The organism is Pseudomonas sp. 67(2021), from assembly GCF_017491835.1.
Classification (GTDB): Bacteria; Pseudomonadota; Gammaproteobacteria; order Pseudomonadales; family Pseudomonadaceae; genus Aquipseudomonas; species Aquipseudomonas atacamensis.
This window is the reverse complement of sequence record NZ_JAFGYL010000041.1, coordinates 1-15,888: the sequence shown is the minus strand read 5'-3', so window position 1 is coordinate 15,888 and position 15,888 is coordinate 1. Positions and strand designations below refer to the sequence as shown.

The 15,888-nt window shown below is 58.3% G+C and carries 11 protein-coding genes and 1 pseudogene; 9 read left to right on the top strand and 3 right to left on the bottom strand.

Features of this window, described 5'->3' with window-relative positions:
- The first annotated feature begins 219 nt into the window (after positions 1-219).
- The 6 genes from recC to J5M66_RS26085 all read left to right on the top strand — a co-directional run bounded on the left by recC (position 220) and on the right by J5M66_RS26085 (position 11,914).
- Entirely contained in the window at positions 220-3,672 is a 3,453-nt protein-coding gene (gene recC, locus J5M66_RS26110; protein WP_207809185.1) for an exodeoxyribonuclease V subunit gamma, read from the top strand.
- On the top strand, positions 3,669-7,355 hold the full coding sequence (gene recB, locus J5M66_RS26105) for an exodeoxyribonuclease V subunit beta (RefSeq protein ID WP_207809187.1): 3,687 nt from the start codon (positions 3,669-3,671) through the stop codon (positions 7,353-7,355). Before recC ends, recB begins: the two co-directional genes overlap by 4 nt.
- The gene (gene recD, locus J5M66_RS26100; protein ID WP_207809189.1) at positions 7,352-9,460 is read left to right on the top strand and encodes an exodeoxyribonuclease V subunit alpha; all 2,109 of its coding nucleotides are present in this window, start codon (positions 7,352-7,354) and stop codon (positions 9,458-9,460) included. Before recB ends, recD begins: the two co-directional genes overlap by 4 nt.
- Positions 9,461-9,579: 119 nt before the next feature.
- On the top strand, positions 9,580-10,149 hold the full coding sequence (locus J5M66_RS26095) for a YfiR family protein (RefSeq protein WP_024011482.1): 570 nt from the start codon (positions 9,580-9,582) through the stop codon (positions 10,147-10,149).
- Positions 10,146-11,414 carry a diguanylate cyclase gene (locus tag J5M66_RS26090; RefSeq protein WP_207809192.1) on the top strand — a complete coding sequence of 423 codons (1,269 nt, stop codon included), beginning with the start codon at positions 10,146-10,148 and terminating at the stop codon, positions 11,412-11,414. Before J5M66_RS26095 ends, J5M66_RS26090 begins: the two co-directional genes overlap by 4 nt.
- Entirely contained in the window at positions 11,414-11,914 is a 501-nt protein-coding gene (locus tag J5M66_RS26085) for an OmpA family protein (RefSeq protein WP_016771800.1), read from the top strand. Before J5M66_RS26090 ends, J5M66_RS26085 begins: the two co-directional genes overlap by 1 nt.
- On the opposite strand, the pseudogene J5M66_RS26080 reads toward J5M66_RS26085, so the two are convergent.
- Positions 11,911-12,048, bottom strand: a pseudogene (locus J5M66_RS26080) (LysR family transcriptional regulator); the annotation flags it as partial. The gene J5M66_RS26085 and the pseudogene J5M66_RS26080 sit on opposite strands and share 4 nt — an antisense overlap.
- 43 nt (positions 12,049-12,091) lie before the next feature.
- On the opposite strand from J5M66_RS26080, the gene J5M66_RS26075 reads away from it, so the two are divergent.
- Together J5M66_RS26075 and J5M66_RS26070 are read left to right on the top strand one after the other, a co-directional pair.
- The gene (locus J5M66_RS26075; protein ID WP_243433020.1) at positions 12,092-13,447 is read left to right on the top strand and encodes a tyrosine-type recombinase/integrase; all 1,356 of its coding nucleotides are present in this window, start codon (positions 12,092-12,094) and stop codon (positions 13,445-13,447) included.
- 438 nt (positions 13,448-13,885) lie between these two features.
- Entirely contained in the window at positions 13,886-14,419 is a 534-nt protein-coding gene (locus tag J5M66_RS26070; RefSeq protein ID WP_207809194.1) for a helix-turn-helix domain-containing protein, read from the top strand.
- A 396-nt stretch (positions 14,420-14,815) separates the two neighbouring features.
- Here J5M66_RS26070 and J5M66_RS26065 read toward each other — a convergent pair whose 3' ends face one another.
- Both J5M66_RS26065 and J5M66_RS26060 read right to left on the bottom strand, forming a co-directional pair.
- Positions 14,816-15,232 carry a hypothetical protein gene (locus tag J5M66_RS26065; RefSeq protein WP_090210597.1) on the bottom strand — a complete coding sequence of 139 codons (417 nt, stop codon included), beginning with the start codon at positions 15,230-15,232 and terminating at the stop codon, positions 14,816-14,818.
- A gap of 30 nt (positions 15,233-15,262) precedes the next feature.
- Positions 15,263-15,571, bottom strand: a complete 309-nt coding sequence (locus J5M66_RS26060) for a hypothetical protein (RefSeq protein ID WP_207809196.1) — start codon at positions 15,569-15,571, stop codon at positions 15,263-15,265.
- A gap of 112 nt (positions 15,572-15,683) precedes the next feature.
- Here J5M66_RS26060 and J5M66_RS26055 point away from each other — a divergent pair.
- Positions 15,684-15,888 (top strand): helix-turn-helix transcriptional regulator (locus J5M66_RS26055; RefSeq protein ID WP_243433550.1); only part of this gene is annotated, 205 nt, incomplete at its 3' end.

Sequence of the window (15,888 nt, the reverse complement as noted above, 5' to 3'; positions counted from 1 at the left end):
AGTGAAACGATGCATCGCCGATGGTAGTGTGGGGTTTCCCCATGTGAGAGTAGGTCATCGTCAAGATTAAATTCCGAAACCCCAATTGCGAAAGCAGTTGGGGTTTTGTTTTGCCTGCGAGAAAGTTCTTACAGCCTTCGCAGACCTCGTCCGGCTGTCACAGCCGGCCGACAATGCTAAGGTTCTGCCTCGGCTTTAGCGATTTTCCAAGGAATCCATATGTCGGACGCCCAGTCCCTCAACGCTGCATTCATGGTGGTTCAGAGCAACAGTCTCGATGAGCTGCGCAGCCTTGTGGTCAGCATCATGCGGCGTTACCCACTGGCACCCTTGGAAAACGAAATCGCTTTGGTGCAAAGCAACGGCATCGCCCAATGGCTCAAACTGGCATTGGCCGAAGATCCTGAAGACGATGACCTGGGCGGTTGCGGGATCGCTGCGGCGATTGACGTTCAACTACCCGGCAGTTTCATGTGGCAGCTGTATCGCCTGGTATTGGGACGAGAAGAGATTCCGCCTAAATCCCTGCTCGATAAGGCTCCGCTGACCTGGCGCCTGATGCGCCTCTTGCCACAGGTAATCGATCGCCCCCATTTCGAGCCGCTGCAACGCTTCCTTACCCACGACAGCGATCTGCGTAAGCGCTATCAATTGTCAGAGCGTCTGGCCGACCTGTTTGACCAATATCAGGTCTACCGGGCCGACTGGCTGGAAGATTGGGCGGAAGGCCGCCACCAACTGCGCAATGTGCGAGGTGAAATCAAACCTCTGCCACCGACCAGTTGCTGGCAGGCCGAGTTGTGGCGAGCGCTGCTGGATGATGTCGGCGAACAAGGCATGGCGCAGAGCCGTGCCGGCGTCCATCAACGTTTCATGGAGCTCATCAACACCCTTGATGAGGCTCCGGCTTCACTGCCGCCGCGCGTTATCGTCTTTGGTATTTCTTCATTGCCCGCACAAGTTCTTGAAGCGCTCGCCGGTCTGGCGCGCTTCAGTCAGGTTCTGCTTTGCGTACACAACCCCTGTCGCCATCACTGGGCCGATATCGTTGCCGACAAGGATCTGCTGCGGCATCAATACAAGCGGCAACAACGCAAAAGCGGGATGCCAGTGGTACTTGACGCCGAGACCCTGCATCAGCACGCACATCCGTTGCTGGCCGCTTGGGGCAAGCAAGGTCGCGACTATATCAACCTGCTCGACAGCTACGACGACCCCAACAGCTACCGCGCAGCCTTTCGTGACGGCCGCATCGACCTGTTCAGCGAAGCCCAGCCCCACAACATGCTTAACCAGCTGCAGGATGACATTCTGGAGTTACGCCCCCTCAACGAGACACGCGAACTTTGGCCAGCGGTCGATTCAACCCAAGACCATTCAATACGTTTTCACATCGCCCACAGTGCCCAGCGCGAAGTCGAAATCCTGCACGATCAACTGCTGGCGCGTTTCAGCGCCGACCCGGACTTGCGCCCCCGCGACGTAATCGTCATGGTCCCGGATATCGACAGCTATGCACCGCATATCCGCGCGGTTTTCGGTCAGCTCGATCGATTTGACCCGCGCTTCATTCCTTTCACTTTGGCGGACCAGGGCCAGCGTGGACGTGATCCGTTGCTAATCGCGGTCGAACATTTGCTCAAATTGCCGGACAGTCGTTTCCCGGTCAGTGAGATCCTCGACCTGCTCGATGTCCCGGCTCTGCGTGCTCGCTTTGGCGTAGAGGAGCGCGACCTGCCAACTTTGCATCGCTGGATCGAGGGCGCCGGCGTGCGTTGGGGCATGAGTGCCGAACAACGGGCCGGTCTCGGATTGCCTGAGGAACTGGAGCAGAACAGCTGGCATTTCGGTCTACGCCGAATGCTGCTGGGCTACGCCGTCGGCAGTGCCGACGCATGTGCAGGTATCGAGCCTTACGACGAAATTGGTGGGCTGGATGCTGCCCTGATCGGGCCATTGGTTGCGCTGCTGGATGCCCTGGAAATCGCTCATCAGCAACTCACGCAACCGGCTCAACCGAAAGAGTGGGGGCTGCGTTTGCAAGCGCTGATGCAGGTGTTCTTTCAGGCGAGCAACGAGCACGACGACCACCTGCTGACCCAACTGGAAGAGCTTCGCGAAACCTGGCTCGAGACCTGCGATGCGGTCGGGCTGACTGACGAACTGCCGCTGACTGTCGTGCGCGAAGCCTGGCTCGCCGGGCTGGATCAGGGCCGTTTGTCGCAACGATTCCTCGCCGGTGCGGTGAATTTCTGCACCTTGATGCCGATGCGTGCCATCCCTTTCAGACTGGTTTGTCTGCTGGGCATGAACGACGGCGATTATCCCCGCGCGCAGCCGCCGCTGGACTTCGATCTGATGGGCAGTGATTACCGCCCAGGCGACCGCTCACGACGTGAAGACGATCGCTACCTGTTACTCGAAGCGCTGTTGTCCGCACGCTCTCAGCTCTATATCAGTTGGGTCGGTCGCAGCATCCGTGACAACAGCGAACGACCTGCCTCGGTGCTCATCGGCCAGTTGCGCGATCACCTCGCCAGCGGCTGGCGTTCAATCGACCCAAGCCAGGATCTGTTAGACGCGCTGACCGAAGAACATCCCCTGCAACCTTTCAGCGCCCGCTATTTCCACGAAGGCGAGCAACTGTTCAGCTACGCCAGCGAGTGGCAGGTGTTGCATCAAGAGAAAGCGCAGCAAAGTGAAGCACCCTTACTCGCGCCATATGTTCAAGAGGAACCGCTGACGCTGGCATTGCTGCAGGACTTTCTGCGGAACCCGGTTCGGCATTTTTTCACTCAACGCCTAAAGGTGTATTTCGAGGCCGCGCAAGCACCGCTGGCCGATGAAGAACCTTTTGTGCTGGACGCGCTGCAGCGCTACACGCTCAGCGACAGCTTGCTGGAAGCCGCACTCAGCCAGCCGGACAATATCGATCAGGCGCTGCAAGCCCGGGCGCTGCGCCTGCAAAACAGTGGTCTGCTGCCTATGGCCGGTTTTGGCGAATGCCTACAGCGTGAACTGATCGAACCGCTACCGGATCTTCTGCAGCGTTATCAACAGTTGCTGACGTTATGGCCGACGCCGTTGACCAGTGCGATCCCGGTCAGTCTCGACCTGCAAGGTTTGCGGCTGGAGGGTTGGCTCGCAAACCTGCATCAACGCGCCGATGGCGGTCTGCTGTCGGTCACGACCATTCCCAACAGCATCGGCTCGATCAAAACTCGCAAGTGGCATCGGCTGACCAAACCGTGGGTCACCCATCTGGTCGCCTGCGCCAGCGAGCATGCGTTGACCACGGCATTGGTCGCCAGTGATGACACATTGTTGCTGCAGCCAATGGAGCGAGACCGAGCGCTGCGTTTGCTCGGTGACCTGCTTCTTGCGTGGCAATCCGGCATGCGCCAACCCTTGCCGATTGCGATAAAAACCGCGTTCGCCTGGTTGTCTCAAACTGACCCGGTCAAAGCCGAAGCCGCTGCACGAAAAGCCTATGACGGTGACGGCCAGACCAGCAACGGCGAGCGGCGTGAAAGCCCGGCACTGCTCCGGCAATATCCCGACTTCGATGCATTGTTGGCAGACGAAACCTTCACCGGCTGGTGCGACGCGTTGTACCGCCCATTATTCGAAGCGCCGTGGCGTTCCTTGTCCAGCGAAGGTGCGCGCGCATGAGTACGAAAACACCGTTGGCTCTGGCCTTCCCGCTGCGCGGCAGTCAGTTGATCGAAGCAAGCGCAGGCACCGGCAAAACCTTCACGATTTCGGCACTTTATCTGCGGTTGATTCTCGGCCATGGCGGCGAGACAAGCGGGTTTTTACGCGAATTACTGCCGCCGCAAATCCTCGTAGTGACGTTTACCGACGCTGCTACCAAAGAGCTGCGTGAACGCATTCGGACACGCTTGGCTGAGGCCGCGCGATTCTTCCGCGATGAAATCACTGCCCCCGACGGACTGATTGCCGAGTTGCGCGATCAGTTTGATCCGCAACAATGGCCGGGCTGTGCCAACCGCCTCGATATCGCCGCGCAGTGGATGGACGAAGCCGCCGTCTCGACCATTCACAGCTGGTGTCAGCGCATGCTGCGCGAGCATGCGTTCGACAGTGGTAGCCTGTTCACGCAGTCGCTGGAAACCGATCACAGCGATTTGCTCGGCGAGGTGCTGCGCGATTACTGGCGGCTGTTCTGCTACCCGATGCAGGGCGATGCGCTGAACTGGGTGCGCAGCAATTGGGGTGGCCCCGCAGCGTTGCTGCCTCGAGTACGCGGCTTGTTCGCCAGCGAGCGTGACACCGATGAAGGCAAGGTGCCTGCGGAGCTGATCGCCGAATGTTTGCTGGAGCGGCGAGCGGCGTTGGTTGAACTGAAAGCGCCTTGGCATGATTGGGCAGACGAACTGCTCGCGCTCTGCCATGAAGGAGTCGCCAGCAAAACCGTCGATGGCCGCAAGATGCAGGCGCGTTATTTCGAGCCCTGGTTCGACAAGCTCAAGACCTGGGCCGAAGACGAGGCGCTTGAGCAACTGGACATTGGCACCGGCTTCACCCGTCTGACACCCGAAGGCATGGCCGAGGCCTGGAAAGGCCAGGCCCCGAGTCATCCGGGGCTGGACGCCATGTCCGCACTTAAATCGAGCCTCGACGTATTGCCGACGCCCGATGCCGCTGTTCTGCAACACGCTGCCAAGTGGGTCGGTGCACGCTTCGAAGAAGAGAAGCGTCGCCGCGCAGAAATGGGATTCGACGACATGCTGCTGCGTCTGGATGCAGCGCTGCAATCGGAGGGCGGCGAGCGTCTGGCAACGCTGATCCGCGAGCAGTTCCCGGTCGCGCTGATCGACGAATTCCAAGACACCGATCCGGTGCAATACCGCATCTTCGAAAGCATCTACCGCATCGAAGACAATCACCCTGACACCGGCCTGTTCCTGATCGGCGATCCCAAACAGGCGATCTACGCCTTTCGCGGTGCCGACATCTACACCTACTTGCGCGCACGCCAGGCCACTACCGGCCGCTTGCATACGCTCGGCACTAACTTCCGCTCCAGCCACGGTATGGTCACAGCGGTCAATCACGTATTTGAACGCGCCGAGTCCCGAGAACAGGGACGCGGCGCGTTTTTGTTTCGCGAAAGAAATGGCGAGAACCCGGTGCCGTTCCTCCCCGTCGAGTCTCAGGGGCGCAAGGAAACGCTGCGGATTGCCGGGCAAGACGTGGCGGCACTGAATGTCTGGCAATTGCCCAGCGATCAGCCGCTGTCCGGCGCGATCTATCGCCAGCAAATGGCCGCCGCCTGCGCCAGTGTAATCACCGCACTGCTCAATGGCGGGCAGACCGGCAGTGCTGGTTTCGTTCAGGAAGATGACTTCAGAGGTCTGCGTCCTTCGGACATCGCGATCCTCGTCCGTGACGGTAAAGAGGCCCAGGCCGTACGCGCCGAACTCGCTGCCAGAGGGGTGCGCAGTGTTTATCTGTCGGACAAGGATTCGGTGTTCGCCGCGCAAGAGGCGCACGACCTGCTGGCGTGGCTAAAGGCTTGCGCCGAACCCGATGTCGAACGCTCGCTCAAGGCTGCGCTGGCCTGCACCACCCTTAACCTGCCGCTGATCGAGCTGGAGCGCCTGAACCAGGATGAAATGGTCTGGGAAGCCCGGGTCATGCAGTTCCGCGGCTATCGCGAGCTCTGGCGCAAACAGGGCGTGTTACCGATGTTGCGCCGCCTGCTTCACGATTTCCATTTGCCGCAGACCCTGATGCAGCGCAGTGACGGCGAGCGCGTGCTGACCAACCTTTTGCACCTCTCGGAACTGATGCAGCAAGCCGCCGCTGAACTGGACGGCGAGCAAGCATTGATCCGCCATCTGGCCGAGCTGCTGGCACTGTCCGGTCAGGCCGGTGAAGAGCAGATTCTGCGTCTGGAAAGCGACGAGCAACTGGTCAAAGTGGTGACCATCCACAAATCCAAGGGTCTGGAATATCCGCTGGTATTCCTGCCATTCATTTGCTCGGCGAAACCGGTGGATGGCAGCCGCTTGCCGCTGCATTACCACGACGCTGCGGGCAAGGCGCAGATCAGCCTCAAGCCGACTCCCGAGTTGATCGCTCTGGCTGACGATGAGCGTCTGGCCGAAGATCTGCGTCTTCTGTATGTCGCATTAACGCGCGCGCAGCATGCCTGCTGGCTGGGCGTCACCGATCTCAAGCGCGGCAATAACAACAGCTCGGTGTTGCACCTGTCGGCGCTGGGTTATTTGCTGGGGGGCGGTGCCGCTTTGGGCGAGTCCAGCGAATTGAATCGCTGGCTGCGGGATATGCAGCAAGACTGCGCGGCGATTGGCATCGGCGAAATGCCTCAGCCCACTGATGAGCATTACCAGCCGCCGCGCAATGAAGCAGTGCTGCGAGCGACGCTACGGCCCAAGCGCAAAGCCAGTGAAAACTGGTGGATCGCTTCCTATAGCGCTTTGCGCATCAGCGACGTATTGAGCGTCGGCAGCGACGAAGCACCGGACAGTCCGCAGGCGCAAAAGCTCTTCGACGACGAGCGCCTCGATCCCGACGCACCCCGCGAAATCATCAGCGGTGGCGCCAATATCCACCGTTTTCCCCGTGGCCCCAATCCCGGCACCTTTCTGCATGGCTTGCTCGAATGGGCGGGCGCTGAAGGTTTTTCGGTTACCCGCGAAGCGCTGGAAGATGCGATAGCCCGGCGTTGCAACCTGCGCGGCTGGCAAGGCTGGATTACCACGCTGACTGACTGGCTGCAGCATTTGCTCAAGTCGCCGTTGCCAATCGCTGGCGGGCAACCGCCGGTGGTTCTTGAGCAACTGAAGCAATACCGCGTCGAGATGGAATTCTGGTTCGCCAGCCACAAAGTCGACGTGCTCAAGCTCGATGAACAGGTGCGCCAGCACACCCACAATGGCGTCGCCCGGGTGGCGGCGGAGCCGGTACAACTCAACGGCATGTTCAAGGGCTTTATCGACCTGACCTTCGAGCACGCTGGCCGTTATTACGTCGCCGATTACAAATCCAACTGGCTCGGCGTGGATGATCAGGCCTACACCGTGCAGGCAATGGAGCAGTCGATCCTCGACAACCGTTACGACTTGCAATACGTGTTGTATCTGCTGGCACTGCATCGCCAGTTGAAGGCGCGGCTGGCGGATTACGATTACGACCGCCATGTCGGTGGGGCGCTTTATCTGTTCCTGCGCGGTACGCGTGCGGAGAGTAGCGGTGTGTACTTCGTGCGTCCACCACGGGAATTGATCGAACGCCTCGACCGGATGTTCCAAGGCAAACCCGAACCCAAGTCCGAACCCGCCTGGGAACAGGGAGTCCTGCTATGAGCCGCACATTCGCCGATCTGCTGCCGACGCCGCTGGAAGCGGACAGCCTGTCGAAACTCTCGCCGCTGACCCGCGCCGATGATTTGCTGTTGTTGCTGAGCCGTTGGGTTGAGCGCGGCTGGCTGCGCGCGTTGGACCGCGCCTTTGTCGCTTTCCTGCATGAACTCGAGCCCGAGACCGACCCGTTGGTGCTGCTGGCTGCGGCGTTGACCAGTCACCAGCTCGGCCATGGTCATGTGTGTCTGGACCTGTTTGAAACACTCAAGGCACCGGATTTTGCACTGTCATTGCCGCCCGAAGGCGATGTGCAGGGCGGTGTGTTGTTGCTTCCCTCGCAATTGCTCGAAACGCTCGATGGAGCCCATTGGTGCAAAGTGCTGGCAAGCAGTCCATTGGTGGCGTTGGCTGCTGACCCGAGTGAAACAGCGCAGACACGTCCGTTGGTGCTGTCCTCGAAACGCCTGTACTTGCGCCGCTACTGGACCTACGAACGCCGCATCGATGCAGCGTTGCGCCAACGCTTGGTGCAACAGGAGCCGACGCCAGATGACCTGCCGCAGCGTCTGGATGAATTGTTCGGCGGCGCGGAATCCGCAGCTGTCATCGATTGGCAGAAACTCGCCTGTGCTCTCGCTACGCGCAGCGCCTTCAGCATAATCACTGGCGGCCCGGGCACGGGGAAAACCACTACGGTGGTGCGCTTGCTCGCGTTGCTGCAGGCACCGGCCGTCGAGGCTGGCCATCCGCTGCGCATTCGTCTGGCCGCCCCGACCGGCAAGGCCGCTGCACGTTTGACCGAGTCGATCAGTCAGCAAGTGCAATCACTGCAAGTCGCCGAAGCGGTGCGCGCGGCGATCCCCAGCGATGTGACCACCGTGCACCGTTTGCTCGGCAGTCGACCGGGCACCCGGCATTTCCGTCATCATGCCGGCAACCGCCTGCCGCTGGATGTGCTGGTGGTCGATGAAGCGTCGATGATCGACCTGGAAATGATGGCGAACTTGCTCGACGCCATGCCGGCCCATGCTCGGCTGGTGCTGCTGGGCGACAAGGATCAGTTGGCCTCGGTCGAGGCCGGTGCGGTGTTGGGCGATCTGTGCCGTGACGCCGAGGGCGGTTGGTACAGCCCGCAGACGCGGCAATGGCTGGAGTCGGTCAGTGGCGAGTCGTTGCAGGGCAGCGGTATGCATGAGGACCGCGACGGCACCCATCCGCTGGCGCAGCAAGTGGTGATGCTGCGGCACTCGCGCCGTTTCGGCGAGGGCAGTGGCATCGGTCAGCTCGCGCGTCGGGTCAATCAGCAATTGGCCGACGAGGCGCGACAGTTGCTCGCGGCCGGCAGCTACGACGACGTGTATTCGCTGCCGCTCAAAGGCGAACATGATCAGAAGCTCGAACGCCTGTTGCTCGAAGGTCACGGCAACGGCCCGCAAGGTTATCGCCATTACTTGAGCGTACTGCGCGATCAGCGTCCATCATCGACGCGGCCTCTTGAGCATGCGGACTGGACCGATTGGGCGCGGGAAGTCTTGCAGGCGTTCGATACGTTCCAGTTGCTGTGCGCGGTGCGCAAAGGGCCGTGGGGCGTTGAAGGTCTGAACCAGCGCATCACCGCTGCGTTGCTCAAGGCGCGTCTGATCGAGAGCGATCAGCAGTGGTATGAAGGTCGGCCCGTGCTGATGACTCGTAATGACTATGGTCTGGGCCTGATGAACGGCGACATCGGCATCGCCCTGAAACTACCCGAGCGTGAAGGCGCAGAGATCGGCAAAACGGTTCTGCGCGTGGCTTTTCCGCGTAACGATGGACAGGGCGGCGTGCGCTTCGTGTTGCCGAGTCGGCTCAATGATGTTGAAACCGTGTACGCCATGACGGTGCACAAGTCCCAGGGCTCGGAGTTCGCCCATACGGCGCTGATCCTGCCGGATGCGTTGAACCCCGTGCTGACCAAAGAACTGATCTACACCGGAATTACTCGCGCCCGGCACTGGTTCACCTTGATCGAGCCACGTGCCGGCGTGTTTGAGGAAGCGGTGCAGCGCAAGGTCAAGCGTCTGAGCGGGCTGATGCTGGAACTGGAGGAGAGCACCGAGTCTCAGGGATGAAGTGCTGAATGACCGACAACGAATACTGACCAACCGGTCAGAGGCAGGCGCCTCGCTGGTGTTCTGGCGCTGTGCTATCGTTGCGGCATCATTTCGTTACGCTCCAAGAGTATCCCTCCATGAAGGTGGCCGTCTGGGCGACACAGCGTGTGGTGGCCTGCCAGCACGCATTGCTGATCGTTTTGCTCTGGTTGTTCACGGGCAGCGCCATCGCCCAAGCGCAAACCGGGCCGGCCGAGCAACGGGCTAAAGCGGTCACGCAAGTGGTGCTTGGCATTCTCAGCTATGCACGCTGGCCGGTGGAACCGGCGCAGTTGCGCCTGTGCATCGTCGGCCCCACCGAATACACCGATGACCTGGTCAAAGGCACCACCCAAGCCACGGGCCGGCCGGTGGCTGTGCGGCGTCTGCTGGCGGACAACCCGGGCATCGTCAGCGAATGCGATGCGGTGTACATCGGCAAGCTCACCGCCGATGAACGCAGTCGTCTGTTTGCATCGTTGATCGGGCACCCGGTGCTGAGCATCAGCGAAGCCGACGATCAATGCACCGTCGGCAGTCTGTTCTGCCTGCGCGTTGGCGATGAGCAAGTGTCGTTCGAGGTCAATCTCGACTCCGTGGCTCGCAGTGGTGTGCGCATACACCCCAGCGTGTTGCAGTTGTCCCGTCGCAAAGCGGCAGCGCCATGAAGCTGTTCAGTTGGAAGGCTCGCCCCACCCTTGGTTCGGTCATTGGCCGTGGGCATTTGATTGTCGCGCTGGTGGCGGTGGCGATGGCCAGTGTTTCGCTGACCTTTTTGGGCGTGCTCGCGCTGCGGGTCTATGCCGATCACAACCTGCACTTGATCGCCCGTTCGATCAGCTACACCGTCGAGGCAGCCGTCGTGTTCAATGACAAAGCGGCGGCAACCGAGGCGCTGGCGATCATTGCCGCTACCGAGGAAGTGGCAGATGCCCGAGTGCTGGACGCGCAAGGCCAATTGATCGCGCAATGGCAGCGCGCTGAGACCGGTTTGTTCTCCGAGCTGGAAATGCAGATCACCCGCGCCATTCTGGAAAAACCGGTCAGCCTGCCGATCGAACATCAGGACCGCGAAATCGGTCGCGTCCTGCTCATCGGCCACGGCGGCAGCCTGATGCGCTTCCTGCTCAGCGGCCTGGCCGGGATTGTGCTGTGCACCGCGATCAGCGCCTGGGTCGCGCTCTATCTGGCGCGGCGGCAGTTGCGCGCGATCATCGGCCCGTTGCACAGCCTCGCCGCCGTCGCCCACGCCGCTCGTAGCGAACGAGCGCTGGATCGGCGCGTGCCGCCGGCGCAAATCGCCGAACTGGACAATCTGGGCAACGACTTCAATGCCTTGCTCGGCGAACTCGAGTCCTGGCAAACCCACCTGCAGAACGAAAACGAAACCCTCGCCCATCAAGCGACCCACGACAGCCTCACCGGTTTGCCCAACCGCGCGTTTTTCGAAGGCCGCTTGATGCGCGCCTTGCGCAACGGCAAAAAACACGATGAGCGGGTCGCCGTGCTGTTTCTCGACAGCGACCGCTTCAAAGGCATCAACGATAACTTCGGCCACGCCTCGGGCGACGCCGTGCTGGTGGCGATCGCCAATCGCGTGCGAGCGCAATTGCGCGAGGATGATCTGGTCGCGCGGCTGGGCGGCGACGAGTTCGCCGTGCTGCTCGCGCCGCTGCACACGGTCGAAGACGCTGAGCACATCGCAGACAAGATTCTCGCCAGCATGGACATGCCGATCACCCTGCCCGGCGACAGCAGTGTAGTGACCTCGCTGAGTATCGGCATCGCCGTTTACCCCGATCATGGCGCCACGCCGGGTGCCTTGCTCAACGCAGCCGACGCGGCGATGTATCAGGCCAAGCGCCTGTCGCGTGGCGCGCAATTCACCGCCGGGTCGGAGCGCCCGGTCGATTCCGTTCACACCAGGAGCTGATGCCCGTGTTCACACTTCCCTTTCGACTGTTTTCCGCATTGTTGCTGATCACCGCGCTGACCCTGAGCGGTTGCCAGACCGCCCCGCAGAAAGGCCTGACACCGGCGCAGGTCGCCGTGCTCAAACAGCAGGGTTTCGAGTTGACCGACGACGGTTGGGAGTTCGGCCTGTCGGGCAAAGTGTTGTTTGGCAGCGATGTCGAAAGCCTGAACGCAGCCAGCACGGAAATCGTCGAACGCATCGGCAAGGCGCTGCTCGGCGTGGGTATCGAGCGCGTTCGGGTAGATGGCCACACCGATGCGTCGGGCAAGGAAACCTACAATCAGCAACTGTCGCTGCGTCGGGCCAAGAGCGTCGCCAACGTCCTCGGCACGGTCGGCATGAAGCCGGAAAACATCCAGCTGCAAGGCCTGGGCAGCAGCGAACCGGTGGCTTCCAACGACACCGCAGCGGGGCGCACGGAAAATCGCCGGGTGTCGATCGTGGTCAGCGCCGATTAATCGGCAAAGCGCATCTCCCGCGTTTCACCCATCAACAACGCCTGGTTGCGTTCAGTCACCTCACGGATGTAATCCCACAACAAGGTAATCCGCTTCAACTTGCGCAAATCCTCCCGGCAGTACATCCAGAACTTCAAGGAACTCGGGTTAACCCAATGAATACAGGGGCTAACCGCTATGAGCATCCTTGCAGCTCAATCTGTTGTTACAAACACTGGTACAAACCTCGCTTTTCCCGAGAAACCGACGACAAGGCTCGCCAAGCCGTATCACTTCAGGCGTAACGGGATTTACTACATGCGTCTCAGGGCCACCGGTAGCACCACTGACTTCGCTTCTGTTTCCCTCAAGACCAGCAACAGGCGGGACGCATTGGAAGCATCAGAACACCTTGCGGGCTTCGTCAGGGCGTTCCATTTGGAGAACCCAGATGCCCCTTGGAGCAAGCTGAAAGAACATTTCCGTGTTGTCTCGGTGGAGCTGTTTGAGGCCGGGCATGATGACAACGTAACGCAGGTGTGGGGTGGGTTGCATGATAGCCACTCAGGCTCTGTGAGAGGCTCTATCAGCTCCCTGACGTCCGTAAAGAACGCACCTATGCCACTAACTGTAATCACTCCAGCAATAACCTTCGAGGCCCTTTCAGCACTCTACTTGGCTGATCGTGGGCAAGACCAAAAGGCCTCTACCCTGAAGGAGACCAAGATTTGCCACGGGACCATCTCTTCGGCTCTCGGTGAGCTGGATATGCGGAGTCACTCACGGGCCGACCTCGTTGCCTTGCGGGATCGTCTTTCAGATGGGCGCATGCCCTCAACGGTGAACAAGCTGATTGTGAAGATGTCGGCTGTTCTTGCTTGGTCGGTTGAAAATGGTCACATACCCAAGTCATACGATAAAAAACTCAAGCTCACTAAGGGCACTGAGTCGAGCCGTAAGGCGTTCACACAGCATCAGGTAGGCAAGTTGGTGACCTACTCCAATACGTTGCCTGAAACCTCGTGGAAGCGCTGGCTATTGAGCCTTGGGGCTATCACTGGTGGGCGTCTCAACGAAATCTCACAGTTGACGGTAAGTGATGTTCAAAACCTTGCTTCAGGCTTCACCGCGATTCACATCAACGAAGCAGGCGAAGGCAAGTCAATCAAGAACAAACGCAGTGAGCGTCTGGTGCCGTTGACTGACGGTGCCTATGGGTTCGACCTTGCAGCATTCTTGCGGTACGTCGAGGCGTGCAAGCTCAGTGGATCGGAGTCATTAGCTCAGATTGGCTACAAGACAGGCGGAGAATGGGCTAACCAACATGCGATCCCTGCGGCTCTCGGGGAATCCTTTGAACCCGGCTTGGTGTTTCATTCCATGCGACACTCGCTGGCGTCCTTGATGCAAGCCAAAGGCGTTCCTACGGCGTACGCACAGGCTGTCATGGGCCACGCCTCAGGCACGGTCACTTTTGACGTCTACGGTTCAGGTGTGCCCGTTGAGACCATCGCGGAGATGCTTAAGAAATTGTTCGTTGGCGGGCGGCAGTGACCGTATTGGTGGCCTCGAAAACCCCGTCAAAACCCTCGAAAAACTCGTTAAAAACGCAACCTGCTTTCGCCACACTTCAATCTCGGATATGAGTTTCATCCAGTGTTTACGGGACTAACGAGCCTCCGAACCAAGCAAAGGGCGTGTTCCGCACCGGAAATCAGTTTCTACAGATTCGCAGCGAAAAGTTCGAGGATGAGACTGAGCACCAATGTTGCGAGAGCCACTATCAAGATCAACAAACTCACGCCACGTCAACTGTTTTGGTTGACGAGAAGTGCACTTTTGTGTAGAGTTCGCAACTAAGCCAAACATCCGAATGCGTCCTGCACCCATACAGTGCCAGATGATCGGTAAAGTGTTGTCTGCAATTATCCACTAACCGGCAATACCCGAGGTAACGCCTATAGATCGAACTAACCACAGGAGAACAATCGCATGACCGAATCATTTTGCAAAATGCCACGCCCCTTAATGGCTGCCACGCAATGGGTTAGCTTAACAACTGGTGAACACTTGGCTCTCAGTGGTCAAGACAAGATTCTTTGGGTCTGGATGAAAGACCGATACGACTTCTTTACCGCCCAACGCAAGGACTGGTTTGATAACCAAGAGGAAATCGCCAAGTTCACTGGTTGCAGTGTCAGCACGGTGAAGCGATTCATTGGTCTCTTGAGTAAACATGGTTATATGAAAAAGACTCAGCGTCGGATGCATGGGTGTGCTCACTCGAACAGTTACACCATTGTCCAAGACTTGATGCTGGCGCCTGTTGTAAAGGCTACGCCTCCGCCACTGCCATTGGTGCAGGAGATGCAGGAAGAGCGTTCAGGATATGCACCAATCATATTCCCTGTGGCGGTGACATACGTCAAGCCAGTGGTTGTGCCTTCTGAACCGGTAAGCTTCCATCCGTGCGTACAAGACTATTCTGATGACGAGCCTCAGTGGGAAATCCGAAGCTCAGGTTGACACCTGCCGTAGCTCGTCCTGATACCTGTCATAGCTCATCCTGACACCTGCGGTAGGTCACATTGAACCTCGTGGGGTAGGTCAGGATGAGCTTGTAGTAAGAACGATATTTAACAAGAACGAATAACAAAAACGATTAACAAGAACCTTGCACCAAAAAATAGAGTCAAGATCAAAGACAAGAGCTTGATTTGATTTTGGTGTTTTGTTGTGTTGCTTGACCGGTAGGTCATGGGTTGATTCGCATGTTTGGATGAATTGTTGAAAACTCAAGTTTTCGGTGCGAGAACACTGGCGAAGCCTGGAGGTATTATCCCTTCAAGCTCCGCTTGGCTAACACACATCATCTGTTGAACTGGCCACTGTGCTACAAACGTTCCATTTGAAGTTGTGTGGTTATAGTGCATCATCTATATCGTCCACTGTGACAGTGAATTTATCGTTTACTTGGCTTATGGTTAGTCCCGACTTCTTGCAGGTGGCAATACCACGTCGATAGATGTCATTGATTTTCTCTTTGTCATTGTTCTTTGCGGCTGTTGTGAAGTAGTTGACTATTATGCTGGCGGTGTTGCTTGAGGTATCTGTCATTATCCTCAGCGTGGTTGCTGGATACTTGTTCTTCGCAGCTACTGCTTTCATCTTGACTCCAGCGATATCGCTAGAATTATCCATCATCTTTGGGTTTATGTACTTTTGTGATGCAATGAATCCAACGCATTTCGATATGTCGTTTTCTTCTTCGGATAGCCCCCCTGCAAGGCTGGAGGTGCTGAGTGCAAGCAGGGCTGCTGAAAGAATCAGTTTTTTCATCGAGTCATGTGTCCTTTCGAAGGTGCTGGCTTACCGGAGATAGAAGTAGAGGAACACGACAACCAGAATCACGAATATCACTCGGCCTTGAAGTACGTCGTAGTTTAGTTCGTCTTTCTTGATCTGCTGGTACGTATCGGTGTCACTCAGCCCCTGTGTTTTGTAAAGCATGATCTGATTAATCTGCTTGTCGACTCTCTTGTTGTGGGCGTCATTGCTGCGCATGGTTATCCCCCACACCAGCAGCCATAGTCCTCCTGTCAGCACCGTCAGAATCACGTGCAGGATGTGATTTGTCGTCTTCTTCTGGTTGGTGAGTACAAACAGTTTTTCGTTCATGGGCATCCCTGTTAGGTGCTAGCTGGGTGAGCAGCGAGGATATCAATGTATCATTTGGTGTGTCATCAGTTGGTGTGTTCACGATTGGGGTGCGCCCGACCATCATTTGGGTATGCAGCCAAATCAGAATCTGAGAAAGGGCTTCGGCCAACGCATTCGAGAGCTACGCACCAGTCAGGGCTTCAGTCAGGAGGCTTTCGCTGATAAGTGCGGGTTCGTTCGAACTTACATGTCACGAATTGAAACGGGCACAGCCAACCCCAGCTTAGATGCTGCCCAAGTGCTTGCTGAAGGACTGGGCGTATCTCTTTCTGAGC